This is a genomic window from Bacillus sp. K7 (genome assembly GCF_053903245.1).
On record NZ_CP096406.1, the window covers coordinates 2,987,102 to 3,012,951 of the forward strand.

The 25,850-nt window shown below is 44.1% G+C and carries 29 protein-coding genes; 6 read left to right on the forward strand and 23 right to left on the reverse strand.

From position 1 onward, the window contains the following. Positions 1-77: 77 nt before the first annotated feature. Positions 78-674, reverse strand: coding sequence for a sulfite oxidase-like oxidoreductase (locus M1D98_RS15280; RefSeq protein WP_121643207.1), 597 nt, complete (start codon positions 672-674; stop codon positions 78-80). A 101-nt stretch (positions 675-775) separates the two neighbouring features. On the opposite strand from M1D98_RS15280, the gene M1D98_RS15285 reads away from it, so the two are divergent. Continuing rightward, positions 776-1,378, forward strand: coding sequence for a biotin transporter BioY (locus tag M1D98_RS15285; protein ID WP_010329940.1), 603 nt, complete (start codon positions 776-778; stop codon positions 1,376-1,378). A 70-nt stretch (positions 1,379-1,448) separates the two neighbouring features. Here M1D98_RS15285 and M1D98_RS15290 read toward each other — a convergent pair whose 3' ends face one another. Together M1D98_RS15290 and M1D98_RS15295 are read right to left on the reverse strand one after the other, a co-directional pair. After that, positions 1,449-2,777: a Na+/H+ antiporter family protein gene (locus M1D98_RS15290; RefSeq protein WP_010329941.1), complete on the reverse strand. Its 1,329-nt coding sequence runs from the start codon at positions 2,775-2,777 to the stop codon at positions 1,449-1,451. 143 nt (positions 2,778-2,920) lie between these two features. Continuing rightward, the gene (locus tag M1D98_RS15295) at positions 2,921-4,423 is read right to left on the reverse strand and encodes a leucyl aminopeptidase (protein ID WP_121643208.1); all 1,503 of its coding nucleotides are present in this window, start codon (positions 4,421-4,423) and stop codon (positions 2,921-2,923) included. 157 nt (positions 4,424-4,580) lie between these two features. On the opposite strand from M1D98_RS15295, the gene M1D98_RS15300 reads away from it, so the two are divergent. Continuing rightward, positions 4,581-5,057, forward strand: coding sequence for a divergent PAP2 family protein (locus tag M1D98_RS15300; RefSeq protein ID WP_010329943.1), 477 nt, complete (start codon positions 4,581-4,583; stop codon positions 5,055-5,057). Between the two features lie 28 nt (positions 5,058-5,085). Here the strand turns inward: M1D98_RS15300 and spsC are convergent, their stop codons facing one another. The 4 genes from spsC to M1D98_RS15320 all read right to left on the reverse strand — a co-directional run bounded on the left by spsC (position 5,086) and on the right by M1D98_RS15320 (position 7,754). Then, positions 5,086-5,742, reverse strand: coding sequence for a stationary phase survival protein SpsC (spsC, locus tag M1D98_RS15305; RefSeq protein ID WP_082246354.1), 657 nt, complete (start codon positions 5,740-5,742; stop codon positions 5,086-5,088). A 103-nt stretch (positions 5,743-5,845) separates the two neighbouring features. Then, on the reverse strand, positions 5,846-6,166 hold the full coding sequence (locus tag M1D98_RS15310; RefSeq protein ID WP_010329945.1) for a YuiB family protein: 321 nt from the start codon (positions 6,164-6,166) through the stop codon (positions 5,846-5,848). Between the two features lie 51 nt (positions 6,167-6,217). Further along, complete coding sequence (locus M1D98_RS15315; RefSeq protein ID WP_003243733.1) at positions 6,218-6,361, reverse strand: YuiA family protein; 144 nt, start codon at positions 6,359-6,361, stop codon at positions 6,218-6,220. A 172-nt stretch (positions 6,362-6,533) separates the two neighbouring features. Then, positions 6,534-7,754, reverse strand: a complete 1,221-nt coding sequence (locus M1D98_RS15320; protein ID WP_121643769.1) for an NAD(P)/FAD-dependent oxidoreductase — start codon at positions 7,752-7,754, stop codon at positions 6,534-6,536. A 333-nt stretch (positions 7,755-8,087) separates the two neighbouring features. On the opposite strand from M1D98_RS15320, the gene yumC reads away from it, so the two are divergent. Then, positions 8,088-9,086, forward strand: coding sequence for a ferredoxin--NADP reductase 2 (gene yumC, locus M1D98_RS15325; RefSeq protein ID WP_010329948.1), 999 nt, complete (start codon positions 8,088-8,090; stop codon positions 9,084-9,086). A 39-nt stretch (positions 9,087-9,125) separates the two neighbouring features. On the opposite strand, the gene M1D98_RS15330 is transcribed toward yumC, so the two are convergent. Then, positions 9,126-9,266 carry a hypothetical protein gene (locus M1D98_RS15330; protein WP_010329949.1) on the reverse strand — a complete coding sequence of 47 codons (141 nt, stop codon included), beginning with the start codon at positions 9,264-9,266 and terminating at the stop codon, positions 9,126-9,128. Positions 9,267-9,543: 277 nt separating this feature from the next. Between M1D98_RS15330 and guaC the strand changes: the two genes are divergently transcribed. Then, the gene (guaC, locus tag M1D98_RS15335) at positions 9,544-10,524 is read left to right on the forward strand and encodes a GMP reductase (protein WP_010329950.1); all 981 of its coding nucleotides are present in this window, start codon (positions 9,544-9,546) and stop codon (positions 10,522-10,524) included. A gap of 72 nt (positions 10,525-10,596) precedes the next feature. Here the strand turns inward: guaC and M1D98_RS15340 are convergent, their stop codons facing one another. The 10 genes from M1D98_RS15340 to M1D98_RS15385 form a co-directional block, all read right to left on the reverse strand. Next, positions 10,597-10,818, reverse strand: a complete 222-nt coding sequence (locus M1D98_RS15340) for a DUF5970 family protein (protein ID WP_003222937.1) — start codon at positions 10,816-10,818, stop codon at positions 10,597-10,599. Positions 10,819-10,834: 16 nt separating this feature from the next. Continuing rightward, the gene (locus M1D98_RS15345; protein WP_456279694.1) at positions 10,835-11,362 is read right to left on the reverse strand and encodes a stage II sporulation protein M; all 528 of its coding nucleotides are present in this window, start codon (positions 11,360-11,362) and stop codon (positions 10,835-10,837) included. Next, positions 11,359-12,063, reverse strand: a complete 705-nt coding sequence (locus tag M1D98_RS15350; RefSeq protein WP_010329953.1) for an ABC transporter ATP-binding protein — start codon at positions 12,061-12,063, stop codon at positions 11,359-11,361. Before M1D98_RS15350 ends, M1D98_RS15345 begins: the two co-directional genes overlap by 4 nt. Then, positions 12,056-13,711: a hypothetical protein gene (locus M1D98_RS15355; RefSeq protein WP_456279695.1), complete on the reverse strand. Its 1,656-nt coding sequence runs from the start codon at positions 13,709-13,711 to the stop codon at positions 12,056-12,058. The genes M1D98_RS15350 and M1D98_RS15355 overlap by 8 nt, the downstream gene beginning before the upstream one ends. An 82-nt stretch (positions 13,712-13,793) precedes the next feature. Then, entirely contained in the window at positions 13,794-14,129 is a 336-nt protein-coding gene (locus tag M1D98_RS15360; RefSeq protein WP_003222927.1) for an uberolysin/carnocyclin family circular bacteriocin, read from the reverse strand. Positions 14,130-14,194: 65 nt separating this feature from the next. Then, a complete protein-coding gene (locus tag M1D98_RS15365) occupies positions 14,195-14,767 on the reverse strand; it encodes a hypothetical protein (RefSeq protein WP_010329955.1) in 573 nt (190 codons plus the stop codon). 551 nt (positions 14,768-15,318) lie between these two features. After that, positions 15,319-15,681: a HesB/IscA family protein gene (locus M1D98_RS15370; RefSeq protein ID WP_100741117.1), complete on the reverse strand. Its 363-nt coding sequence runs from the start codon at positions 15,679-15,681 to the stop codon at positions 15,319-15,321. Positions 15,682-15,759: 78 nt separating this feature from the next. Next, on the reverse strand, positions 15,760-16,614 hold the full coding sequence (gene dapF / locus M1D98_RS15375; protein WP_010329957.1) for a diaminopimelate epimerase: 855 nt from the start codon (positions 16,612-16,614) through the stop codon (positions 15,760-15,762). Positions 16,615-16,734: 120 nt separating this feature from the next. Next, complete coding sequence (locus M1D98_RS15380; protein WP_121643212.1) at positions 16,735-17,949, reverse strand: NupC/NupG family nucleoside CNT transporter; 1,215 nt, start codon at positions 17,947-17,949, stop codon at positions 16,735-16,737. 134 nt (positions 17,950-18,083) lie between these two features. Continuing rightward, a complete protein-coding gene (locus M1D98_RS15385) occupies positions 18,084-18,320 on the reverse strand; it encodes a YuzB family protein (RefSeq protein ID WP_003222913.1) in 237 nt (78 codons plus the stop codon). Between the two features lie 262 nt (positions 18,321-18,582). Here M1D98_RS15385 and M1D98_RS15390 point away from each other — a divergent pair, with 262 nt between their 5' ends. Next, a complete protein-coding gene (locus tag M1D98_RS15390) occupies positions 18,583-19,650 on the forward strand; it encodes an NAD(P)/FAD-dependent oxidoreductase (RefSeq protein ID WP_010329958.1) in 1,068 nt (355 codons plus the stop codon). 25 nt (positions 19,651-19,675) lie between these two features. On the opposite strand, the gene M1D98_RS15395 is transcribed toward M1D98_RS15390, so the two are convergent. Next, the gene (locus M1D98_RS15395) at positions 19,676-20,002 is read right to left on the reverse strand and encodes a YuzD family protein (RefSeq protein WP_268522287.1); all 327 of its coding nucleotides are present in this window, start codon (positions 20,000-20,002) and stop codon (positions 19,676-19,678) included. A 97-nt stretch (positions 20,003-20,099) separates the two neighbouring features. Between M1D98_RS15395 and M1D98_RS15400 the strand changes: the two genes are divergently transcribed. After that, complete coding sequence (locus tag M1D98_RS15400) at positions 20,100-20,435, forward strand: NifU family protein (protein ID WP_180298684.1); 336 nt, start codon at positions 20,100-20,102, stop codon at positions 20,433-20,435. A gap of 41 nt (positions 20,436-20,476) precedes the next feature. Here M1D98_RS15400 and M1D98_RS15405 read toward each other — a convergent pair whose 3' ends face one another. The 4 genes from M1D98_RS15405 to M1D98_RS15420 form a co-directional block, all read right to left on the reverse strand. Next, entirely contained in the window at positions 20,477-22,450 is a 1,974-nt protein-coding gene (locus tag M1D98_RS15405) for a S9 family peptidase (RefSeq protein ID WP_456279696.1), read from the reverse strand. Between the two features lie 106 nt (positions 22,451-22,556). After that, positions 22,557-23,486 (reverse strand): homoserine kinase, encoded by a 930-nt coding sequence (gene thrB, locus M1D98_RS15410; RefSeq protein WP_121643216.1) that lies wholly within the window; start codon positions 23,484-23,486, stop codon positions 22,557-22,559. Further along, positions 23,483-24,541, reverse strand: coding sequence for a threonine synthase (gene thrC, locus M1D98_RS15415; RefSeq protein ID WP_121643770.1), 1,059 nt, complete (start codon positions 24,539-24,541; stop codon positions 23,483-23,485). The genes thrB and thrC overlap by 4 nt, the downstream gene beginning before the upstream one ends. After that, positions 24,541-25,842 carry a homoserine dehydrogenase gene (locus tag M1D98_RS15420; RefSeq protein ID WP_121643771.1) on the reverse strand — a complete coding sequence of 434 codons (1,302 nt, stop codon included), beginning with the start codon at positions 25,840-25,842 and terminating at the stop codon, positions 24,541-24,543. The genes thrC and M1D98_RS15420 overlap by 1 nt, the downstream gene beginning before the upstream one ends. Positions 25,843-25,850: the final 8 nt, after the last annotated feature.

Below are 25,850 nucleotides of genomic sequence, written 5' to 3' on the forward strand. Positions count from 1 at the left end.
AATAAGGTACCTGAAGACTAATGATATGGAAATAAAAACCTGATGAGGATGCAAATTGTCCTGCATGAAATAGAACCTTAATCCCAAGTAAATCTTTGATTTTGCCAAGGATCGCCTCTCATGTGATAACCGTTCTGCTCCCAAAAGCCAGGATGGTTCTCTTTCGTAAATTGGATGCCGCGCAGCCACTTGGCGCTTTTCCAAAAATACAGATGCGGAAACACCCCCCGCAGCGGAAAGCCGTGTTCAGGCGTTAAGGGTTCGCCATTATGCGCATAGGCCAGAAGGGAGGTTTCCGCTAAAAAATCATTGAGCGGCAGATTGGTCGTCCACCCCTCTTCCGCATGTAAAATGACGTAGCCCGCTTCTTCTTTGACACCCGCTTTTTCCGCTAGATCACGAGTCCGCACACCCTGCCACACATTATCAAGCCGTGACCACCCCGTGACGCAATGGATGTCATTTTTCGATTCGTACTGAGGAAAGGCTTTGACATCTTCAAAGCTTAGCAGCATCGGATGGTCAACCAATCCGTATATTTGAAGATTCCATTTGGCCATATCCTCGTAATATGGGACATTTCCCGTATGAAGCACAGGAAATGAGGTTGTGACGTTTTGATTTGGCGGTACTCTCCCCGATTGATCGGATTGTTTTGTTTTTCCGAAATACATACAAAACCTCCTCTTTGTTAACCTTGTTTCAAATAATGTTGACAATCTTTCTGTTGTTTATTACGCTATGATTGTGAATGTAAACCTAAGGGGGAACAACAATGAAACAACATAGACTTCGTGCGGGAGATATGGCGCTGATTGGGATGTTCGCCGCACTTATGGCCGTCGGCGCCAATCTTACTTCAGTGGCGCCCTTTTTACAAGTAGCCGGCATTCCGCTGTCGATGCAGCCGTTCTTCTGTCTCTTGGCAGCCTTGCTTCTCGGCAGCAAACGAGCAGGTATTGCCATGATTGTATATGCGCTTGTCGGATTAGCCGGAGCGCCTGTGTTTGCTCAATTTTCAGCGGGCTTCGCACCATTTGTAGGAAAAAGCGGCGGGTTTATTCTCTCATACATCCCGGCAGCATTTGCAGCTGGATGGTTTTTAGAGCGCAAGGCGCAGCCGGGCAACACCCGATTTCTAATGGCTTCTCTTATTGGGACGGCCATCATGTATATCATCGGGACTACCTATATGTATCTTGCACTGAACCTATGGATTCATACGCCAGTGAGCTACGTCACGGCTTGGGGCTTTATGACTTGGTTTATGGTAAAAGACACGGCGCTGGCTGTGGTGCTGGCGTTTATTGCACCTGCGATCTACCGCTCTATTCAAAAAGCAACCGGCTTTAACAGAAATCACATATCGTCCACGTGAAAAATCATTCTACGGTACGGCTTTTTTATCATAACGAGAAAAGGCTCCTCAGTAAAGGGGAGCCTTTTTCCTATAAAACAATCGCCGCAATCCAGCCGAAAATGATAAGCGGGATATTATAAAATAAAAAGGTCGGCACACAAGTATCCCAAATGTGGTGATGCTGGCCGTCCGCACTCAAACCTGAAGTCGGTCCAAGTGTACTGTCGCTGGCAGGTGAACCGGCATCGCCAAGCGCAGCTGCCGTTCCGATAATCGCAACCGTGGCCATCGGGCTGAATCCGAGCTGCATGCAAAGAGGCACAAAGATCGTTGTGATAACCGGAATCGTCGCAAAAGAAGAACCGATTCCCATTGTAATGAACAAGCCGACAATAAGCATCAGCAGTGCGCCCACTAATTGACTGTGCCCCATAATGCCGGCCGCTGTTTTAACCAATGACTCGACATCTCCGGTTTTCGTCAATACATTTGAAAACCCGGCTGCAACGAGCATGACAAAACCGATAAAGGCCATAAGAACCATTCCATCAGTAATCAGCGAATCCGCTTCATCACGCTTCATTACGCCGCTGACAAACAGAATGATCAGACCCGCCAGCGCACCCATAATCATCCCTTCTACTCCCAGCGACTGTGATAAATAGAGCTGGACGCCGAGTGACACTGCGATGGCAAGAACCGCGATCGCCAGGCTTTTTTTCGTATATGGAGAAGCGGCCGCACCAGATATTTCTTTTGTTTCGTATGTTTTCGGTTTACGGAATACGATGATTGATAGGATCAGACCTACAACCATACCCGCAACCGGGATCATTAAAGCGTAAGGAATATCACCGAGGGATACGTTTAATCCGGCAGCTGCCGCATTATCCTTGAGCATGCCCTGGAAGATTTGGCCGAAACCGACCGGCACTAAAATATAAGGCGCCGTTAAACCGAATGTAATCACACACGCAATCAGACGGCGGTCTATTTCAAGTTCATTAAAGATTTTCAAAAGCGGCGGAATCAGCACCGGGATAAATGCGATGTGAACCGGAACCACGTTTTGCGAAAAACAAGATATGATTAAAATAATCAGCACAATCAGCACTTTGGACAGCGCTTTTTTGCGGGTGTCTTCTTTGTTTCCGATCAATTTAACGGAGGCTTCCACCATTGCGTCCGGAAGACCCGTTTTCGTTAAAGCCGCAGCAAACGCGCCAAGCATGGCGTAGCTCACTGCAACGGTGGCATTTCCGCCGAGCCCGTCTGTAAAAGCTTTAACCGTTTCTCCAAGTCCGAGCCCGCCTGTTAATCCTCCGGCCAGAGCCCCTATGATTAATGCGATAACAATATTGACACGCAGCAGGCTTAAGACAAGCATAAGCAGTACTGCGATGACGACTGCGTTCATAATAACCCTCCAAAAATCCTTTAGTTTGCTAATGTAGTAGATAAATAAAGTATGAACGTATCGTATCATAACCGATACACTTTAGTCAACTAAAGATTTTGGAAGAAAAAATCCCCGCCGCACTTCTCAGCAGGGATTTAATATTATTCGCTTTTCTCCTCTTCCGATGTAAATCGCTCCGCCAGTGTGGCAAGTGTTCTGGCCATAACGCCGGTCGCGCCAGATGGCCCGAAGCAGCTTGCTTTATTTGATGTCGCCGTACCCGCAATATCAAGATGCACCCAAGGCGTTGCTTCGGCAAATTCACCAAGAAACGTCCCTGCCATAATCGCATGTCCTTCGCGTCCCGGCGAATTGCTGAGATCGGCCATTTGGCTGCTCTTCACTCGCTTTTTATCCTTCTCTGTTATCGGCAGCTGCCAGATCGCCTCGCCGCATTCTTCCGCAGCATCAGCTACCTGCCGATAAAAGCTTTGATCATTTGTCATAGCGCCGGTCGTTTCTGTCCCTAATGCCACAACAACGCCGCCGGTCAGCGTAGCTACATCAACAAGAACTGACGCCCCATGCTGTTTCGCGTATGTAATGCCATCTGCAAGCACAAGCCTTCCTTCAGCATCCGTATTGAGGATTTCAATTGTTTTTCCGCTTAATGATACGATCACATCATCAGGCTTCATCGCGCTGCCTGAGACCATATTATCGGTTGAAGGAATGACAGCCAACACGTTTTGCTCGGGACGAAGCTCTCCGATCGTTTCCATTGCGCCAAGAACCGCAGCTGCTCCTCCCATATCAGATTTCATGCCGACAATTCCAGATTTCGTTTTAATGGAGTAGCCGCCTGTGTCAAAGGTAATTCCTTTTCCGACAAGTCCGACGACATTCTCCCATTCCGTTTTGCCCTGATACTTCAAAACAATCATCTTCGGCGGTTCGGCCGAGCCTTGGTTTACCGCAAGTATTCCGCCCATGCCGAGCTCTTCCATCTCTGATTTCTCCAATATCTCACACTCAAAATCATATTTCGCCGCAAGCTCTTCCGCATATGAAGCAAGGTCAGTCGCTGTCAGCATGTTTCCGGGCATATTCACTAGGGTTCTAGCCGAATTTGCCCCTTGGCCGTATGCCTGGCCGACGCGAAGCCCCGCCTGCACTTCCTGTGTATCTTCATCTGTGACGGCGTACACGGCTTCCATTTGTTTGTCCGGCTCATTTGATTTGTGCTTATAATCCTGCACCTCATAGGAAGCAAGCAGGCAGCTCTCAGCTAAAGCATGAGCGGCATCCGCGGCAGGCACGTCTTCCGAAATAAAAGTGTCAAGCAGGACAGAAGCTTCTTGTTTTCGGTCTTTATGAATCGCTTGAAAAACATGGGCAAAACATTCCTTCGCCTGTTCAAATGAATAATTGGCTTCTCTTCCCAAACCAACGAAATAAATCCGTTTCATACCCGCAGAAGATGGAGGGTATACTTTTGATACTTGATTTGGTTTAGAAGAGACATCACCATCTTTCAAAAGCTGTGTCAGATGGCCCTCCAGCATTTCATCAATTTCCAGCGCTTTTCCTGACAGCTGGCTTTTTTGAAAAAGCCCAACCACAAGGGTATCCGTATGCTCTAATGGCTGAATCGCATAAAACATATGCTTACACTCCTAACGTAATGGGTATTTGTTATGAACAATGGTATAATAGGAAAAACATTCTTTCCATTACACTTATTTTATCAAACAACAGTCTAAGACTTGTTTTTTTCTTTTGAAATACGAAGGATTTTTTCAAATAGAAAGGATGTCGCCAATGGAACTTTTAACAAACTTCCCTTTATTATCAAGTCTGGCCGCGATTATTTTTGCTCAGGTCATCAAAGTGCCCATACAGTTTATCGCATCCAGAAAACTAGACTGGTCGCTGGTCACAAGCACAGGCGGCATGCCGAGCTCACACTCGGCAGCGGTCACTGCGCTTTCTACAGGCGTAGCCTTGGAGCATGGATTAGACTCCTCCCTCTTTGCGGTTTCTGCCATTTTCGCCGTCATTACCATGTTTGACGCAACTGGCGTCAGACGCCACGCCGGTGAACAGGCAACAGTCATCAATAAGCTTGTCATTGATTTTAACCGCTTCGTAAATGAAGCAAAGGACTTCCCGAAGGCTGAAGAAAAAGAAAAGCAAAAAAAGCTGAAGGAACTTCTCGGACACCAGCCGATCGAGGTCTTTTTCGGAGGCTTAACAGGTATCTTACTTACATTGATACTCGCTTACTTGTTCATATGAAAAACGCTCCAGCGGCAGCTGGAGCGTTTTATTCTTTCACAGTTTTATATTGATTCCTGAACACTTGCAAAGATTTTGTTTCATTAAGCTTCTCGAGCTCATCCTCGGTGACCTTTCCCGTTCCCTTTTTAATCACATATACATCAAGGGTTTTTTTGCCCCATTCATTGTACACATCTTTGACGGTTTCAAAGTACAGATCAAGGCGGTTTCCCTTAATAGCAGATCCTGTGTCTGCCACAACTCCAAGACCGTAATTCGGAATGAATAAAATCGTGCCGATCGGGAAAACGGACGGATCAGCGGCAACCGTGGAGTATAAATCCCGTTTCACTTTTACACCTGAATATGTAAGCCCATATAATGGATCGCCGGGTTTTTTTCCCGTCGATTCAGCTCCTGCTGTGTAGCCTGTTGCTGTTACTTTTTGAACCGGATACTCGTCCCAATCAAAAGCTTCTTCTAACGGTTTTGTTTGATCCTTGGCCGCGGATATCGTTTGTGTTTTTTTCTGCTGCAATGCTTTTAATGTCAGTCCAGCATGCTTCAAGTGCTTTTTTTGATGTTCCTGCACCCATTTTGACAAGTCCTTCGCTTCGATTCCTGACACTGATAAATATGTCGTGCCAAATGCAAGCAGAAATAAACAGGTCATCAGCAAACGTCTGATCATATTCAACATCATTCACCTCTCCTCCGAATCATTATTCCCAATTGGAGAGAGCAGTATTCAACATGATGAATGAGCAGAAAGCACAAAAAAAGCTTTCTTTAGAAGAAAGCGGCATTTAAAACATTTGATATCCTCTTTTTCTGAGCATATTGATCGCGATACCAGATACGACAGCGCCAGCCAAACCGCTTGCTAAAATCAGCACATCGGCAGCCGCTAATGATACGATACGATGAAATAGGCCGGCAAAAGATTCTCCCGGAGACTGTATATAGCTGATCAGCCTATCCTTGCTAATAATAAAAAGGCATACAATTGGATAGATTACAGCCATAATCCAAGACATTCTCAGCAGCATATTTAATAAGAAACCGATTCCAAAAAACAAAACAAAAAACAGAACAATTGAGATGATGACGACTGGCAGACTAATCAACTATTCCACCCCCTGCGTTGTTTTTAGTGTAACGCGGGGGGCGAAAAAAAGTCAACGGCTGGAAAAAGAATGACTGTCTTTTCCTGTCCCCTGGCAAGATGGACAAGTCTCTGAACCGCCGAGGATCAATTGAAAATACCCTTTCCCTGAGCAAAATGGGCATGCATGTGAAGCGGTTGTCGTCGCAGTTTTCATCTGATCATCACCCTTTTTCTTAATTTTCTGATAATATATCATATCAAGCTGTCAATCATAAAGTCAGATCATGTGACAAATCTTTTGATGTAAGCGGAAACATACTTGTTTTTCTCTCGTTATCTTTTTGTTTTGGCTTTTTTTAATAAAGAAAACCCGCGGAAGCGGGTTTTTAGAAAAACTTAAACTTGCCTTTTTTCAGCGTCAGTCCGAGGCCGCCAATCATAAACAGTGAGCGGTTATCGATGACTTTTTTCATAAACGAAGCCGGCGTGCCTTTCAGCTTTCTGCCATACACGACTCCAACCGCGTTATGCTCGCCGAGGGAAGCGACGGTTCCTTTAATGTCCGGCTTGAATTGTTCAAGCTCTCCGCCTTTAATAAGCCTCCCAAGGTTTTTAGCAACCGTTATCCCCTGCTGCATCGCAATTTGCGCAGTCGGCGGATACGGGCGCTCTGTATCTTCATTCATAAACAGCGAGCTGTCGCCGAGAATAAAGACGTTGTCATGTCCGGGTGCGCGAAGATCAGGATTGACTTTGACACGGCCGCGCATATTTTCAAAACCGGCTTCTTCCACAATCGGATGGCCGCGGACGCCTGCCGCCCATACCACGGTTTGCGATTTGATTTGCTCTGGTTCTTCATCTTTTTTGCCGACTCTGACTCCTTCCGGTGTACATTCTTGCACAGCCGTGCCGATCTTAAACTCAACTCCGTTTTCCTCAAGATAATGAACGGCATAATCAACAAGCTCAGGATCAAAGCCGGGCAATACGGTCGGCGCGGCTTCCACACATACGATTCGCACGAGGCTTCTGTCAATGTCATACTCCTTGCAGAGCTCCGGTACGCGTGCTGCCAGCTCGCCAAGAAATTCAATCCCCGTAAATCCGGCTCCGCCTACAACGATCGTTAACCTGTCCGGCCGTTTTTCCGCTTCCGTATGGTAAGTCGCAAACTGCAGCTCGATATGTTCCCGCAGCAGGCGCGAGGTGTTGATGTTGGCAATCGGAAACGCATATTCCTTCAACCCTTTAATGCCGAACGTTTCAGGTACTGCGCCGAGTCCAATGACTACATAATCGTACTGCAGCTCTCCATTTGCAAGCACCACTTTTTTCTCTTCAATTTTGATTGCCTTTACAGTATCCTGTACAAAATTGACCCGCGACTGGTTGATTACATCTTTTATCTGATAACGGCAGCGGTCATGGTGGAGCGTACCTGCGCTCGCTTCATGCATCCATGTCGTTTCGTAATGATAATTGTGTTTATTCACAAGCGTAATATCAGCATCATTCGGTCCCACAAACTTTGTCAGCCTAGTTACCGTCATCAATCCGCCATATCCTGCACCTAAAATCACGATTTTGGGCTTATTCAATGCCATCACATCCACCTTCTCTTTTTTTGCTTTTGTTAGACGCATAATAAAATCATCATTTGTGTTAGCTTCAGCTTATTGGCGGGATTTTATGAAATATATTGAAAAAGTTTTTTGTGGAAGTCCTTCCCCATAGCACTATTATCATATTTATCCGTCTGGCCCAAGAAACATTCAGAAAAAGATCAATTTATTTGGTTATCATCGTATCTGCCTGCGGAAATTTTTTCAAGGACGGATGCGCATAACATACACTTGCGATTTTTTCTGCTGACTCGTCAATTTTAACGGCAATATGGTATAATTAATAACAATTTTCATTTAGGAGGCCATTTTCGTATGCGAGAGGATACAAAGGTTTATGATATTACCATTATAGGCGGGGGACCGGTCGGCTTATTCACCGCTTTTTACGGAGGCATGAGACAGGCAAGCGTCAAAATTATCGAAAGCCTGCCTCAGCTCGGCGGACAGCTTAGCGCCCTATACCCTGAGAAATATATTTATGATGTAGCGGGATTCCCGAAAATCCGCGCCCAAGAGCTTATCAACAACCTAAAAGAGCAAATGGCGAAATTCGACCAAACCATCTGCCTGGAGCAAGCGGTTGAATCTGTTGAAAAACAAGCGGACGGTGTGTTTAAGCTTGTGACAAATGAAGAAATCCACTACTCCAAAACAGTGATTATCACTGCAGGAAACGGCGCATTCAAACCGAGAAAGCTGGAACTTGAAAATGCCGAGCAGTATGAAGGCAAAAACCTTCACTACTTCGTTGACGATTTGCAAAAATTCGCCGGCAGACGCGTTGCGATCCTTGGAGGCGGAGATTCAGCGGTTGACTGGGCGCTTATGCTTGAGCCAATCGCAAAAGAAGTATCCATCATTCACCGCCGCGATAAGTTCCGCGCGCACGAGCACAGTGTGGAAAACCTTCATGCGTCGAAGGTTAATGTCCTGACGCCATTCGTCCCTGCGGAGCTGATTGGTGAAGACAAAATTGAACAGCTAGTGCTTGAAGAAGTGAAAGGCGATCGCAAAGAGATTTTAGAAATCGATGACTTAATCGTCAACTACGGTTTCGTGTCATCTCTTGGACCGATCAAAAACTGGGGTCTGGACATCGAAAAAAATTCCATTGTCGTCAAATCAACGATGGAAACAAACATCGAAGGCTTCTTTGCAGCAGGTGACATTTGTACATACGAAGGAAAAGTCAACCTGATCGCAAGCGGCTTCGGCGAGGCACCGACAGCAGTGAACAACGCCAAGGCTTACATGGATCCGAAAGCCCGTGTACAGCCTCTTCACTCAACAAGTCTTTTTGAAAATAAATAAGAAAAAAAGGAGTTTGTGTCAGCGACACAACTCCTTTTTTTATTTGAAGATATTGATATAATTCAATGCAGTTCCAAGAACCAGCGCAATCACAAGGGCTGCGACGATCCAGATCATTGCCATGATAATGCGATCTTGGATCTTTTGCGACTTCGGTGTTTTTTCTTCGTTTTGCGTCATCTCATTCGCTCCTTTCGCACGCTCATGTCATAAAGAAAGCTTGGTGCTGAACGACCAAGCTTTGCTGAACGTATATAATTCGCGTTTTTCATCCGCTCTCTAGGACCATTCGTTAAAACTATCATACCCAAACTCACTGTGCATGACAAGCTTAGGCACTTGCACACCCCTGCAAGCAAATAAAACGTTTGACATCCTAAATAAAACAGAGTACATTATACAAGGCGAACGATTTATATATTATTCTTTTAAATATTCGTTTTTAGGAGTGAAAATGATGGAAAACGTATTTGATTACGAAGATATTCAGTTAATTCCTGCAAAATGTATTGTAAACAGCCGTTCAGAATGTGATACATCCGTACGTTTAGGTGGACGTACGTTTACATTGCCTGTCGTTCCTGCCAATATGCAGACGATTATAGATGAAAAGCTGGCCATTCAATTAGCCGAAAATGGCTACTTTTATGTGATGCACCGCTTTGAACCTGAAACACGAATAGATTTTATGAAAGATATGAACGCACGCGGATTATTCTCTTCTATCAGCGTGGGTGTCAAAGAAGAGGAGTACGAATTTGTCCGCCAGCTGGCAGAAGAAAACCTGACTCCCGATTACGTGACAATCGACATTGCTCACGGTCATTCAAATGCCGTTATTGAAATGATCCAGCACCTCAAAAAACATTTGCCTGACACCTTTGTCATTGCCGGCAATGTCGGAACGCCGGAAGCAGTCAGAGAGCTTGAAAATGCTGGAGCGGATGCCACTAAAGTCGGCATCGGACCGGGAAAAGTATGCATTACGAAAATCAAAACAGGCTTCGGCACAGGCGGCTGGCAATTAGCTGCACTGCGCTGGTGTGCCAAAGCTGCCAGCAAACCAATTATCGCGGATGGCGGCATCCGCACACATGGAGATATCGCAAAATCAATCCGCTTCGGCGCCACAATGGTCATGATCGGTTCACTATTTGCCGGCCACGAAGAATCACCAGGCCAAACGATCGAAAAAGACGGAAAGCTCTACAAAGAATACTTCGGCTCAGCCTCTGAATTCCAAAAAGGCGAAAAGAAAAATGTAGAAGGCAAGAAAATGCACGTGGCACATAAAGGCTCAATCAAGGATACGCTGATTGAAATGGAGCAGGATCTGCAGTCTGCTATTTCTTATGCAGGCGGGAACAAACTCGATGCTATTCGAAATGTCGATTACGTTATCGTGAAAAACTCTATTTTTAATGGTGACAAGTTTTAAACAAAAAGACCAAAGTGGACTTTCAAATAAAGATAAAAAAATGACATTCATAAACTGAATGTCATTTTTTTGCTAAACTTTCAAATAGAGAGCAACACTCGATAAAAGATTAATCAGAAAAACAAATAAAAAAAAGTAACGAATGAGTTTATTATGTATTGGAGCAAATATAAATAGATATAATCCAGCTACTCCAAATGTAAGAACAGGAAATAACCACTCAAAGGATAAAGAAATGATATAACCGATAATCATAACAATCGGCACACCTATCAATGATAACTTGCTTCTCATATGATTTCTGCCCCTTTTACTTAAATATTGGTGTGATATAAGCTTCTACAATTGCAGCGGCGATTAGTAAACACATAATAACCAGTATCAAAATTCCGATATGCGTAAAGGTAGAGGTCATTACCTTTTTTTCCTTAGAAAAGCATAGCCTAATGACCAATTCAATCCCCTTAAAACCAATGGCGCCACTTAATAATAACGCAGGAACTTCAAATATACCATGAGGAATTAGCAGTAAAATAATCTGATATAAAGGGACCCCATTATGCAGATTTTCTATAATTGAGCCGCTTAAAATATATCCATTGGTGAATAAATAAAAGATCGAGGTTAAGCCAAAAGTAAAAAAACCTGCCGCTAAAAACAGACAAGCCATTGCATTATTCTTTAACAATTCAACTGCGCCTGACGAACCATTATAGGGCGCTGTTGAAAAAAACTGATCAGAAAATATGGCAGCGATAACACCGCCTAAAAAAAACAGCAATGATGCGGTTAACGGAATGAACGACATCTTGATTGACGATGAGATTCGATTCATCATGTATAAATACTCTCAGCCAGTTCTTCAATTTCTTCTAATGAATATTTTGATGATTGATACTCAGCCGCAAAAGTCCCTTCATGAATAATACCAATCGTATCACACAAAGAATGGGCCAGTTCCAGCAAGTGAGTCGATAACAAAACCGTATTTCCTTTTTTGACGTACTCCCTTAACAACATGCGTATCGTCTTGCCACTGATTAAATCAATGCCGGTCAGGGGTTCGTCAAGAATTAAGATTTTAGGCTGATGAATGAGTGCTGCTGCTATTGATAATTTTTGTTTCATTCCATGTGAATATGTTTTAATAAGCTGATTTCCATCTTGAGCAAGCTTCAGCTTCTCTAACATTTTGTCAATATAATCATTTGCCTGCTGAGACGGAACTTGAAACATTTCGGCAGTAAAACGCAAGTATTCGACTCCCGTTAAATAATCATATAAAAAGGCATGATCAGGTACAAAACCAATATCAGCTGACAGTTGTCCTCCCTGCTCTGAATCCAATTCCTTACCATCAATCATGACGCGCCCTGAAGTCGGATTAAGTAAGCCAGAAATAATTTTTAAAGTCGTTGTTTTCCCGACCCCATTTGTCCCCAGCAAAGCATAGATTGACCCTTTTTTCACTTCAAAAGAAATATCTCTTAACACCGGTTTTTCACTATAGTTTTTTTGTATATTTTCTAATCTAATCATTGTTCGCAAACCTTTCCGCCATATTGATTCTTCGAAGAAAAAGAAACATGACTCCATAGTTTAATAGAGTAAACAGGATAAAAATACTTGAAGAAGAATGAATGATTAGTGTTTCAAGTTCTGGTTTTTTATAAATAAAATACGACGTGATTGCTGCGATTTGCAGTGACACAATGAAAATCAAAGCACTGTATAAGTTGTTATAGGTCTTTGCCTTCCCCGCTTCTCCAATTTCGTATAAATGTTCCCAGTTTTTCTTGGGATACAGGGCAGTGCTTGAAATTTGGACAAGGCTGTATAAAAAACCTGAACATAAAAATACAATAAACAAGTATATCGCAAGCGCAGCAGAAGACGGAAAAAACACTGTTATCAAAATGGAAATGATAAATGAATATATAAAAGCTGCAAGATTATAAATACATACTTTTGGAAGTACCAATTGCCAAGCATTTTTGATATTCCAATGAAACAGGTGCTGATTTTTTATTTCTCCATCAATTGACAATACAGTTTTTAGTGCATCTCCAACAAGCTGATAAGAAAAGTTAGCAATAATGACCGAAGCTGTTACAATTGCCGCTGTCGAATAGCCAGTAAAATGATGAGAGAGGAGCGGAATACAAAAACCTAGAAATAACATGAACAGATAAAGCATGCTACCAAAGTTTCGAATAAAAAACCCGTCAATTCTCGATAGAAATAATAGATCCTTTTGGAAAACAGCATGAAATATTTTATTTTTACTATGCAATTTCAGCTTTGGTGCATAATCAGCTTTTGTTAAATGCATATAAGGGATAAGATCCATTTTTTTCAGGGTAGCGGACCACAACTTAAACAGCCCCACCGCCAAAAGGACTGCACCAGCAAACACCCCAGCGAAGACCAAAACAGAGTGGGAACGCATTGCTAAAAATACATACGGCGTGTTCATTAATATGTTTCTAAAAGCAGGTGATTCCATAAACCCTGAAATATCCTTTATTGTATAGCCCCCAAATACGAGAAGATAAACAGCATATCCAACTGCAAGTGGAACCAACAAACTGAGGCTAAATAAAATCCCCTTCATGATCTTAAAGTAAAACAACTTACTCCAAATATTTGTAAGAACATAACCAATATACGAAAACAGCATTGATAAAAATAAACTAAAGAAAAAATAAACTAGGCCTAAGAGAAATACGATAGCTGTTTTAGATTTAGACAACCCAGCAGTGCTTAAAAACAAAAAAACAGGAAAAACAAAAAGATACCATATGATAATGGTTTTTTTGAGTGCCTGACTGACAAAAACAGAAAACAGTTGTAAAAAACGAACCTTTTTTAATTGATGAATGACTTTACGTGTATCCAGAAGAAATGCATGATGATTTTCTTTAAAGAAACCGGCTGCCCAAAATAATTGCTCCAGTGAAACTGCTATTAAAACAAATTGACCCCAGGCGCTGACAGGCAGATTAATCAGTTTCGTTCCGAATACAACACCGCATCCTAACAAAATGAAATAAAAACATAATAAAGAAATAATAATAGTAGACAGTAGCTTATTGCTTAGTTGAGGAATTCCCCAATCTTCCTTTCTTTTACGAAACGATGACAGAGTATTATACTTGATAAGAGCTGCAATTTGTTTTCCTATCATACTTTCAATCCTTACATATGTATTTGGGAGAGAGGCTCTTTTTGCAGCTTGTACAAAAAGAGCAATTATTTATTGATTGATTTTACCAAGCGGCTGCATATTTTTTGCCGTATTTCTTAATCATTGATTTTGCTGTTGCAACAATTGCATAAGAAATAGCACCTGCACCTGTAACAATACCGATTAGAGAAATGATAGACGCAACTGTTGATGCTGCATCAATGATATCAATTGCTTTTTTAGCCGCTGCTGTAGAGATTCCAAGAGTCGATGCTAATTCAGCGTTGGCTGAGAATGCATGAGCCGCCGCCACATTTAATTCTGTACCAGTTAATAAAAGTGCATAAACCAATGTTGCTGCAGCAAGAGCAGCACCAAATAAAACGAAAGATTTTTTATTAGATTTTACTAAGTTCATCATAACATCTCCTATTCTTCTTTTTAATATATAATAAAATTTAGCTAAAATGACTCTCTCCCGAGCTAAATTTTATCCACCATAAAGTAATTAAAGAAAATATTAAAGAGCTTTATTAAAACAAAACAACCCGTCAAAATGATTCTCTTGCTCTTGTCGAGATCAGTAAGTTTCCCTGCAGCAACATATAGAGCCGCAATGGATATAAGCAGAAATGGGTCCAGCAGCTGCAAACTTAATTCAGAACCGCTGGCTGAATATATAAGTGAGGAATCGGCAGTCAAATAGTTAACAACTGAAAGAATTAACATTTTGAACGCCGAAATTAAAGAAGTTAATGTATAAAGAAGCAAATATATTTTTTTTGGTTTCTTTGAACCAAGAATAAAAGCAACAATAAATAATATAAATCCGCCAATTAAAATCTCTATGAAAGTTGTGAAGATCATAAAGCCTTGCAGAAACATGACAATTGTACGCACACTTTTCTCCCCGATATCGTAGGTATTTTCACCGACAGAAGAGTAATATATGTGCATAACCTTATCTGAAATACTAAATTGGAAGAGTAATGAACAGATCAAAATTATGAAAAAAGAACTTAAAAATATTTTTTTATTACTCAATTGACCTATCATATTATCATCCTTTTCTTACAAAATAGATTAAACATTCTATACTTTTACAATTTAGTATAATCCTATGAAAAAATCAACTAAGTTTTATAAGATGTGACTTAAGAACTATTCCTTAAAAAGAATTTTTCTGTGATTTTAGTCCTGATTACTCTTTCTTTTTTATCCGGTATATAAATACGCCTATATATTCTTTATTCAGTCTTTTATCTATAGAGTTCAATAGGTGATTGCCAATCTATTTGTTACTTTTCATAATAAAATTGATGGATATTTAAAATTCAATGCCCATGATGCTGCCTCTAAAGACCGATTCTCAAAAACACGAGCTTCTCCGTTGTTGATTTCATTCAAATAAAAAAGCCTTTCTTAACGATGGTTTGAGTTTCATCGTTAAGAAAGGCTTTAAAAATTATGTTTTTATTCGAATGATAAAGGATTAAGCACAGATTTTCTAATAAAATCCGCCCCTTCCAAGACTGTTTCCGGCATCAAACGGTGCCTAACTCAGAAACATTTACGGGGAACAAACCCCGATAAATCAAGCTCAGCGCCTAGCATTCTTCAGGCGTACCTGTATTCGTCGCTGTTCTAAACGAAGAACCGCAGCCGCATGAAGCAATGGCGTTTGGATTGTCAATGGTGAAGCCGCCGCCGAGCATGGATTGTTTATAATCAATCACGGTGCCGTTCATGATGTCTAGGCTTTCTTTGTCAACAAGAACAGTGATGCCGTGCTCATCAAACATACTGTCTTTTTCGCCCGTTTCATGCTCAAAACCCATGCCGTAAGAAAGTCCGCTGCAGCCGCCGCCTTTGACGCCGACACGCAGAAACGCGTTTTCTTCCTCATGCTCTTTCATCATATCTTTTATATGCAAAGCTGCTGCTTCTGTAATCGTTACCGGGTTGCTCATCTTTGTGAACCTCCTTTTTAAAACTGGATGTTGTCTTTTATTATAAACATGATTGGCCTAATTCTCAAACAACGTGTTTTACAAGAAATAGACGCCCTCACAAACGGTTTCAGCCGGCCCTGTCATCATCACGTGGCCGTCGTCTTTCCAGTTAATCACCAAATCTCCGCCTGCTAAATGCACCGTGATGTCCTGATTTCGTTTTGATACACCGTTTAATACAGATGCGACGGCCGCTGCGCACGCTCCTGTCCCGCATGCCTGGGTAATGCCTGATCCCCGTTCCCAGACGCGGAAATGCAGTTCTTGTTCATTCACGGTTTCGACGAACTCCACATTGACGCCTTCCGGAAATCTCGGATCTTTCTCAATCACCGGACCCAGTGTCGTCAGGGGTGCCTGTTCAATGTCAGCGATCGGAAAAACGATATGGGGATTTCCCATTGAAACAGCAGTGCCTGTTAGTTCTACTTCACCAAATGTCATGGTTTCATTAATCGTGTGCTCTTCCCCGCCTTCAAGCATCGGAAGCTCGGCTTTTGTCAGGCGCGGTTCGCCCATATCGACAGTGACCACATTCACTTTTCCGTTTTCAACTTGAACCTCCGCTTTCACAAGCCCGGAGAGGGTTTCAATCAGAAAAGATGTTTCCTCCACCAGCTTATGCTCATACGCGTATTTTGCGACGCAGCGCAGGCCGTTGCCGCAGTTTTTCCCTTCAGACCCGTCATTATTAAAAATCCGCATCTTAACAGGCGCTTGATCCGAAGGGCATATTAGGATCATTCCATCGGAACCGATCCCTGTATAAACAGAAGAAACCTGAACGGCAATCTCAGACAGTTTTTCTTCCGGAAGCTGTTCTTCAAATTGATTCACATAGATATAGCTGTTTCCAAGTCCATGCATTTTGGTAAATCGAAATGAGTTCATAGGTGCCTCCAACTTTTTTCTTTCCCTTAGTATAAAAGCTATTATAAACGGACACAATACAATTATCCCCCGTTTTTCATACATAAAAGCTCCTTGCATATCGCAAGGAGCTTTTATCGTTTAAATAAACATGCCGGCAATCGCTGCGCTGAGGAGATTGGCTAGTGTTCCAGCAAGAACAGCCTTCAAGCCGAGGCGCGCGATATCCGAACGGCGGCTCGGCGCTAAACCGCCAAGCGTACCGAGCATAATGGCAATAGATGAGAAATTGGCGAATCCGCATAACGCGAAGCTGATAATGGTAGCGGTTTTCTTAGAGAACTCGCCGATGTGCGGACCGAAATTAGAATAAGCGACAAACTCATTCAGCACCAATTTCTGCCCGATATAGCTTCCCGCCTGCAACGCTTCATGCCAAGGCACGCCAATTAAAAAGGCGATTGGAGAAAACACATAGCCGAGAATGGATTCTAATGTGACGCCTTGTAAGCCGAACAAGCCGAACACCCCGCCGAGAACACCGTTTACTACGGCGATTAATGCTACGAATGCAAGCAGCATTGCTCCGACGTTTAAGGCGATTTGCAATCCGGTTGACGCTCCCTTTGCAGCTGCGTCGATGACATTGGCTGCGCCTTCACCTTCATCCATTTTGAAATCGTTTTTTACGGTTTGCGTCTTTTCTGTTTCAGGAATAATCAATTTACCAAAGACAAGACCCGCAGGAGCAGCCATAAAGCTGGCCGCAAGCAAGTATTCAATCGGAATGCCGAGAAGCGCGTATCCAAACAAGGTTGAACCCGCAACAGCCGAGAGACCGCTTGTCATAATCGTGAATAACTCAGAACGCGTCAGCCCGGCAATCAGGGGCCTGATCACTAATGGGGATTCTGATTGTCCCACAAAAATATTAGCAGCAGCCGCAAGAGATTCCGTTTGGCTTGTCCCTAGAAGCTTCGACAATCCGCCGCCAATAACACGGAAAATGAGCTGCATGATTTTCAAATGATATAAAACGGCAATCAATGCCGAGAAAAAAATGATAACGGGCAGTACACTTAAAGCGAATGCCGGACTATCGCCGACTTTTAGAAGCGGACCAAAAATAAAACTGATCCCTTCATTCGCATAATCAATCAGAAGCTGTACACGGCTTGAAAACCATAAAAAAACAGCGCGTCCCGCTTCCCATTTTAACACGATGTATCCAAACGCCACCTGTGTGCATAAACCAACGATGACGGTTCTTATTTTAATATTGCTTTTCTTTTCCGAAAATAAAAACGCGATAGCCATGATCGCAACTGCGCCCAGCAGTCCCCACAGAACACTCATGAATACACCTACACCTCTTAACATTATTTAAAACAAATCTTTTATACGATAACAATAATCGTTTTTGATGTCTACACATTTTTTAGTTCTTTTGTACGGCAAAATAAAAAAGGGCCTGTCCTAGGCCCTTTTCTTCAAAACATTGGGTTTTCTTCAATAAAGGTATATATATTCTCCACGAGCTCAGCAGGCGTTTCACCCATGACAACTTCCCCATTTACAAGAGCGAAAAGCGACTCCATGCATGTCCCGCAGTAGCTTAAACAGCCGTATTCAAGGACATCCAGATTTGGATCTTTCTCTAGAATCGCCCGGGCTTCCTGAGAGCCGTGAGCCAGATTGCTAACACAAAATTCAATCATTGGATTCATGTGGTTTCACCTCACATATGTCCATTATCGCGAATTTTTCACGATTCGTCAAAGACAATGGATTCTTCAAAATTTATTATCGTAACATATCATTAATCAAATAACGTTTTACTAATTTGTGATTTCAGGCTAATTTGTAGGTTATTTTCAAACTATTATTGTGATTTTACATCAAATTCGATATAATTCTAGATGTTATTTTACATAGTTCGTATTTTCTTCAATGTGTCTATCATACTCTTCGGATTAAAGGGGAATTCAAATGAAAAAATTGGTCTTGATCGGCGGAGGTTACGGGAACATGCGTGTTCTTCATCGCTTATTGCCAAACCAGCTGCCTGATGATGTTTCTATCACGTTAATTGACAGAAATCCTTATCACTGCCTGAAAACAGAATATTATGCCCTTGCCGCAGGCACAATTTCTGACCATCATATCAGAGTGTCATTCCCAGAGCACCCTCGCCTGGATGTCCAATATGGTGATATCTCATCAATTGATATTGCACAAAAACAAGTGCTGTTCCAAGATCGTGAACCGATTTCTTATGATGACGCCGTGATCGGGCTCGGCTGTGAAGATAAATATCACAACGTGCCGGGAGCGCCTGAATTCACCTACAGCATTCAAACGATCGACCAGTCCCGCGAAACGTATCAAAAGCTGAATAACCTGAGCGCTAATGCCACTGTCGCCATTGTCGGCGCGGGCTTAAGCGGTGTTGAGCTTGCAAGTGAATTGAGAGAAAGCCGTGATGACCTGAACATTATTCTGTTTGACCGCGGCAATCTTATTTTATCAAGCTTTCCCGAGCGTTTGAGCAAATATGTGCAAAAATGGTTCGAAGAGCACGGTGTCCGCATTATTAACAGGGCAAATATCACCAAAGTAGAAGAAGGTGTTGTGTATAACCACGAGGATCCGATTTCTGCGGACGCCATCGTATGGACCGCCGGCATACAGCCGAACAAAGTCGTCAGGGATTTAGATGTGGAGAAAGACGCACAAGGGCGTATCGTGTTAACGCCGCATCACAATCTTCCCGATGATGAGCATCTGTATGTTGTCGGCGATTGCGCCAGCCTCCCGCATGCACCGAGCGCCCAGCTGGCCGAGGCTCAAGCAGAGCAGATTGTCCAAATCTTGCAAAAACGCTGGAATGGAGAAGCCCTTCCAGAATCAATGCCGCAGTTCAAGCTGAAAGGCGTTCTTGGCTCACTCGGAAAAAAAGCCGGCTTCGGCCTTGTTGCTGACCGCCCGCTGATCGGCCGTGTTCCGCGCATGCTGAAATCCGGATTGCTTTGGATGTACAAACACCATAACGGTTAATGATAGAGAAGAACCGCTGATCTTGTCAGCGGTTTTCTGTATACCCATACTTCTCCATTTCCTCATAAACGTCTTTTAATGTCGGATTGCCTTCACCGACAATTTTGTCTTCTACGAGCACAAGCGGATAAAAATACTCATCATTTTTGATTTTTTCTGCAAGCTCTTTCGCATGTTCATTGTCAGGCGGCTCATAAATATCAATGTATTGCATCACAAAAGGCTGATTTGGATATTTTCTTTTCAGCGCAGCCTCAAGCCACTCGTATGTATCTTTGGCTGTCGGCATATTGACACAGCTTGCGCAAATGGTTTCTGCGCCGTACACGCTAAGCATGACTGGTTTTGTCACTGGCAACGCCCCCTTCTGCCTGTAAGTTCTTTCTTTTCAGTATACAGAGCGAAGAGATGTTTTGATAGAAAAAAACCGTTTTTGTGTTCAAGTCTGAATGTGCTATAATAGGGAAAGCAACTTTTCAAACCAAACAATAGATTTTTATTGTTACACTGAATATAATGGTTTTATGATGACGAAAGGAGCGAATGTCATGACTGAAGTTGAAATGAAAGAACAGGTGCAGGAAGTACTGGACAAACTTCGTCCGTTTTTACTTCGTGACGGCGGTGACTGTGAGCTTGTAGACATAGATGAAGGCATCGTTAAGCTTCGCCTTCTAGGCGCATGCGGCAGCTGCCCAAGTTCAACAATTACGCTGAAAGCCGGAATTGAACGCGCTCTTCTTGAAGAAGTGCCGGGTGTCGTTGAAGTAGAACAAGTCTTTTAATAAAGCAGCCAGGCTGATATTTGATCAGCCTGGCTTTTTTATTAGAGATATTGATCAAACCATGAGCTGATATAATTCAAGCGCTTGATCCGCTGTCCCGGGTGTCCGCTGCGAGACAAATTGTGCGATGCTTTCGGAAAACGGACGAGCATGGTGTCCTTGTCCATTTTTTTCAATGCGATAAATAGCTGCTCCGCCTGCTCGATCGGACACCGGTCATCTCGCTCGCCATGCAGAATCAAAAGCGGTGTTTCCACGTTTGCTGCGTACTTTAAAGGAGACCGGTCCCAAAGCTTTTCCGTGTCTGCAAACATGTCATGCTCTAGCTGCCAGTCTGTGAAGAAATAGCCGATATCACTGACGCCGTGAAAGCTGACCCAATTAGAAATCGAGCGCTGAGTGACAGCGGCTTTAAAGCGATTCGTCTGCCCCACGATCCAGTTGGTCATAAAACCTCCATAGCTCCCGCCCGTGACACCGAGCCGTTTAGGATCAATCTGCGGATCTCTTTTGATAGCTTCATCCACAGCCTGCAGCACATCCTCATAATCCTTTCCGCCATAATCTCCTCTGACGGCATTCACAAATGCCTGCCCGTAGCCATGGCTTCCTCTCGGATTAACATAAACCACCGCGTATCCTTTCGCCGCCAGCACTTGAAATTCATGAAAATATGTATGCCCGTACATCATGTGCGGACCGCCGTGTATGTTAAGAACAAGTGGATATAATGTCTCCTCTTCCATCTGTGCAGGCTTCATCAGCCAGCCATTCACCGTCACCCCGTCCTCTGTGACATATTGAATATCTTCAGGGACTGAAATCGCATGCTCCTCGACAAACTTGTCATTCGCGCCAGTCAGCCGTGTTTCTTCCTGCCCAAGTGGGATGCTGTAAAGCTCGCTCGGTCTGTCCGGCTTCGTCACACTGGCAATGAAGTGTTGTTCCTTAGGTGAAAGGGAAATACCATTGATGTACTCTTTTTCGAGACGAATCGGATACACAAGGCCTTCAATGGAAATATAGTAGATTCCCGTGCTGCCTTGGTCTGTGCCGATGACATAAAACCCTTGGCTGTCCTTCATCCAAATGGGGCGCTGCTCGCCTCCCCCAATCAGTGAATCTCCAATGAGCGCATCCGCTAAGTGAACGTCAAGCATTTCAGTCAGGCATGTGAGGCGGTCTTGTTCTAAATCATAGAGCCACGCTTTTTCCAGCGTTGCATTCAGATATTCCTGTTCATGTCCAAGCAAAGCGAGATACCTTCCGTCCGGTGAAAATGAACTTTGCCCAAATGAGCCGCGTTGGGATGTAACATCCTTAAGCTCTCCAGTCTCCAGCGACAACATGCAGACATCGTGCGGCTTGCTGGCATCATCCGTTTCCGTCATATTCGCTGAGAAAACAAGCCATTTGCCATCAGGAGAAAAAGCAGGATCACCATGATCAGCTTTGCGGTTTGTCAGCTGCTTTACCTCGCCAGTCCTTACGTTGACAAGCACAAGCTGGGCATACGCACCTCTTGTCAGCCCTTTACCGTCCCGTTTATATGCCAAGCCTTGCACTTCAACAGGTTCAAAGCTGTCCGGCTCTTTTTTCTCTTGATCATCAATCCTGTCTCCCTCTCCCAAACTGACAGTGACAAGAACCGACTCGCCATCCGGGGACCATACCGGCTTTGACACGCCATACGGGATATCTGTCAGTTTTTTTGCTTCCCCGCCTTCAGAGCCCATGAGATACAGCTGTGCGGCATCGTCTTTTCGATCAGATATGAAGGCAAGCGTACGCCCGTCCGGAGACCATCTTGGGTCCGTACTCCGCTTTTCTCCGTACGTCCAAGGAACAGATCGGCCGCTTTTTGTATCATAGATCCATATATTTGATGTATACGAATCTTTCTCTTGATTCACTTGCGACTGCACGTATGCGGCACGGCTGCCGTCTGGAGCATATTGCGGATCGGTCACAGAGACAATCGCAGTGATGCCTTCTGCGGTTATCGGCTTTTTCATATTTATCTCCTCCTTTGTACATCTATTTCGTTTTTCTAAATAAAAACTCCTTTATCTCCAGCAGAAAAAAGCGCCCTCCGCTGACGCAGAGGAACGCTTGACACATCTATACACTTTTCACTTGATATAAAGGATTTCGCTCTATTATACTTCCCTCTTTCGGTACGGTCAAAGCGTCAACTTCGCAATGAGGGAAGTGAAGCGCGAGCTGCTTTTTCAGCTCTTCTCCCTTGCCTTTTTCAGTCATCACGAGAATCGTCGGGCCTGCACCGCTGAGAGCTGTTCCATATGCCCCCTTCATCTCGGCGACGTGTTCTACTTTTGATAGCTCAGGGACAAGCATTGCCCGGTACGGCTGATGGAACATATCCTTCTTCATGATTTTCCCGACAAGCGGCCAATCCTTGGACATGATCGCCGCAATAAGGATATTGCTGACGGCACTTGCTTTTACAGCGTCCGCATATGGAAACTCCTGCGGAAGCACGTCTCTTGCGTCTCTTGTCAGCACCTCGTAAAAAGGAATGACAACGACAACGTCAATGTCGGCAACCGGAACACGGATCATTTGTGTCTCATCATCTTCATGCAGGCCGATGACAAGCCCGCCAACGAGTGAAGCGCCAGCATTATCTGGGTGTCCTTCTTCAAGGCTGGCTATATGCAGCTTGTCCGCTTCAGACAGCTTTAATCCGCATAATTCATCAGCCAATTCAATGGCCGCTACAATCGCTGCGGCGCTGCTGCCAAGGCCGCGTGCGAGCGGGATGTCGCTCCACACCTTCACATGGACTGGCGGCATTTCTTTGCCGTACAAATCTGCTGTCCGTTTTGCCACTTGATAGATCAGATTATCTGTACCCGCCGGAATTCCGGCGACTGTTTCTGTTTCAGCTTCAAAAGACCATTTGCCGCTTTCAAAGACGGTAAGCTTTAAATACCTGCTGAGTGCCATCCCAACTGAATCAAAGCCGGGGCCTAGGTTAGCCGTGCTTCCGGGAACAGTGACGGTGAACAGCATGTCGGCTTCGTTCATACACGCGCCGCTCCTTTTACATATTCAAGAATGCTGTCTTCATCAGTCGGCAGTGTGACCGGCTTGATTTCTGAAATATCGACCGCTGTGTTCGGATCTTTCAGTCCGTTTCCTGTTAATACAGCGACGACCTTGCTGCCTTTCGGAATCTCTCCGGACTTCACCTGTTTCAGCACTCCTGCGATCGACGCGCAAGAACCCGGTTCTGCAAACACACCTTCTTCACGGGCGATGAGCTGATACGCGTGAAGGATTTCATTATCAGTGACTTCGTCAATTTTTCCGTTGGATTCCTCAGCTGCCTTTACAGCTTTGTCCCAGCTTGCAGGGTTTCCGATACGAATGGCTGTCGCTATTGTTTCCGGATTTTTAATCACTTCATTGCGCACGATTGCCGCCGCGCCTTCCGCTTCAAATCCGCGCATTTTCGGAAGGCCAGTGCCGTTTTTCTCATGATACTCCTTGAAGCCCTTCCAGTACGCTGTAATGTTTCCAGCGTTTCCGACCGGGATCGCCAACACATCCGGTGCTTCTCCCAACTGTTCGCACACTTCGAAGGCAGCTGTTTTTTGGCCTTCAATGCGGTAAGGGTTGACTGAGTTGACAAGAGCAATCGGTGATTTCTCACAGATAGAACGGACAATTTTAAGCGCATCATCAAAGTTTCCATCGATCGCAATAATTTCGGCTCCATACATGACAGCCTGAGCGAGTTTCCCAAACGCGATTTTGCCGTTCGGGATAATGACGATGCATTTCATGTTGGCGCGGGCTGCATAAGCAGCCGCAGCAGCGGAAGTGTTTCCTGTAGACGCGCACATAATCGTGTCGTTGCCTTCCTCTTTTGCTTTCGCCACCGCCATGACCATTCCGCGGTCTTTAAATGATCCCGTAGGATTGACGCCTTCCGTTTTGACATGAAGCTCAATTCCGAGCTGCTCTGACAGCTTGGGAAGGTGAATGAGAGGCGTGTTTCCTTCATGTAAAGTAAGCGCCGGTGTTTGATCTGTTACAGGCAAAAATTCTTTATATTGATGGATAAGTCCTTTCCACATTAGCTCCAACCGTTCCCTTCTACACGATATGTGCTTTTGACTTCTTGAACGACTTCCAAATCATTTAGGTTTTGCAGGATATCACTGAAATCTGCTTCTGATGTATGGTGCGTGACAATTACGATTTCCGCCAGCTCATCATGGCCTTTAATCGGCAGCTGAAGGATCTTTTCAAAGCTCACGCCCCGCTCTGAGAATACAGACGTAATTTTCGAGAATGAACCGACCTGATCTTTAACGTGAATTCTTAAAAATTGCTGTGCGTAAATATCAGACGGCGACTTCATGTTTTTCTCGTATTGTGGCGCAACAAAGCTGTTGCCGGTTACGCCGAGGCGCATGTTTTTCATGACAGCGACAAGGTCAGAAACAACGGATGTCGCGGTCGGCATGCTTCCGGCTCCCGGCCCGTAAAACATCGTCTCACCGACAGCCTCGCCGTAAACATAAACAGCGTTATACTCATTATGCACGGCAGAAAGCGGATGATGGTCAGGAAGCAGTGTCGGCTGTACGCTAACTTCAATTTTGCTGCCGTCACGCTGTGCAATCCCGATCAGCTTCATCGTATAGCCAAGGCGTTTACTGAAGCTGATGTCCTCATCTGTAATTTGCGAGATTCCCTTTACCTTTACGTCTTCCAGATCAACGTTCATCGAGAAGCCGAGGCGCGCCAATATCGCCATTTTTCGTGCAGCGTCCAGCCCTTCCACGTCTGAAGTCGGATCAGCTTCTGCAAATCCGAGATCCTGCGCTTCTTTCAGCACTTCCTCGTAAGGGCTTTTTTCTTTGATCATTTTAGTTAAGATAAAGTTCGTTGTACCGTTCACGATTCCCATCATTTTTGTAATTCGGTCTGATGAGAGTCCCTCCTCTAGCGTTCGCAAAATCGGGATTCCGCCGGCAACACTAGCTTCAAAGTAGATGTCACAGCCATTTTCCTTCGCTTCCGCAAGCAGCTCGGAGCCGTACACAGCCATTAAATCCTTGTTTGCTGTGACAACATGCTTTTTCGATCTGAGCGCGTCGACCAAATATTGTTTTGTCTGCTCAACTCCGCCAATTACCTCGATAACGACATCAACATCTGGATCATCAATGACATCATACACTTCTGTCGTGAGCACTTCCTTCGGCAAATCTACTTCTCTCTTTTTCTCTACATCTTTTACGAGCACTTTTTTTATTGTAACCGGACAGCCGACTTGATGCATCAGCTTATCCTGATGGTCTTGAATAATTTTAACGACACCGCTTCCGACGGTGCCTAAACCTAAAAGCCCTACACGAATCGCTTTCAAAACAACTC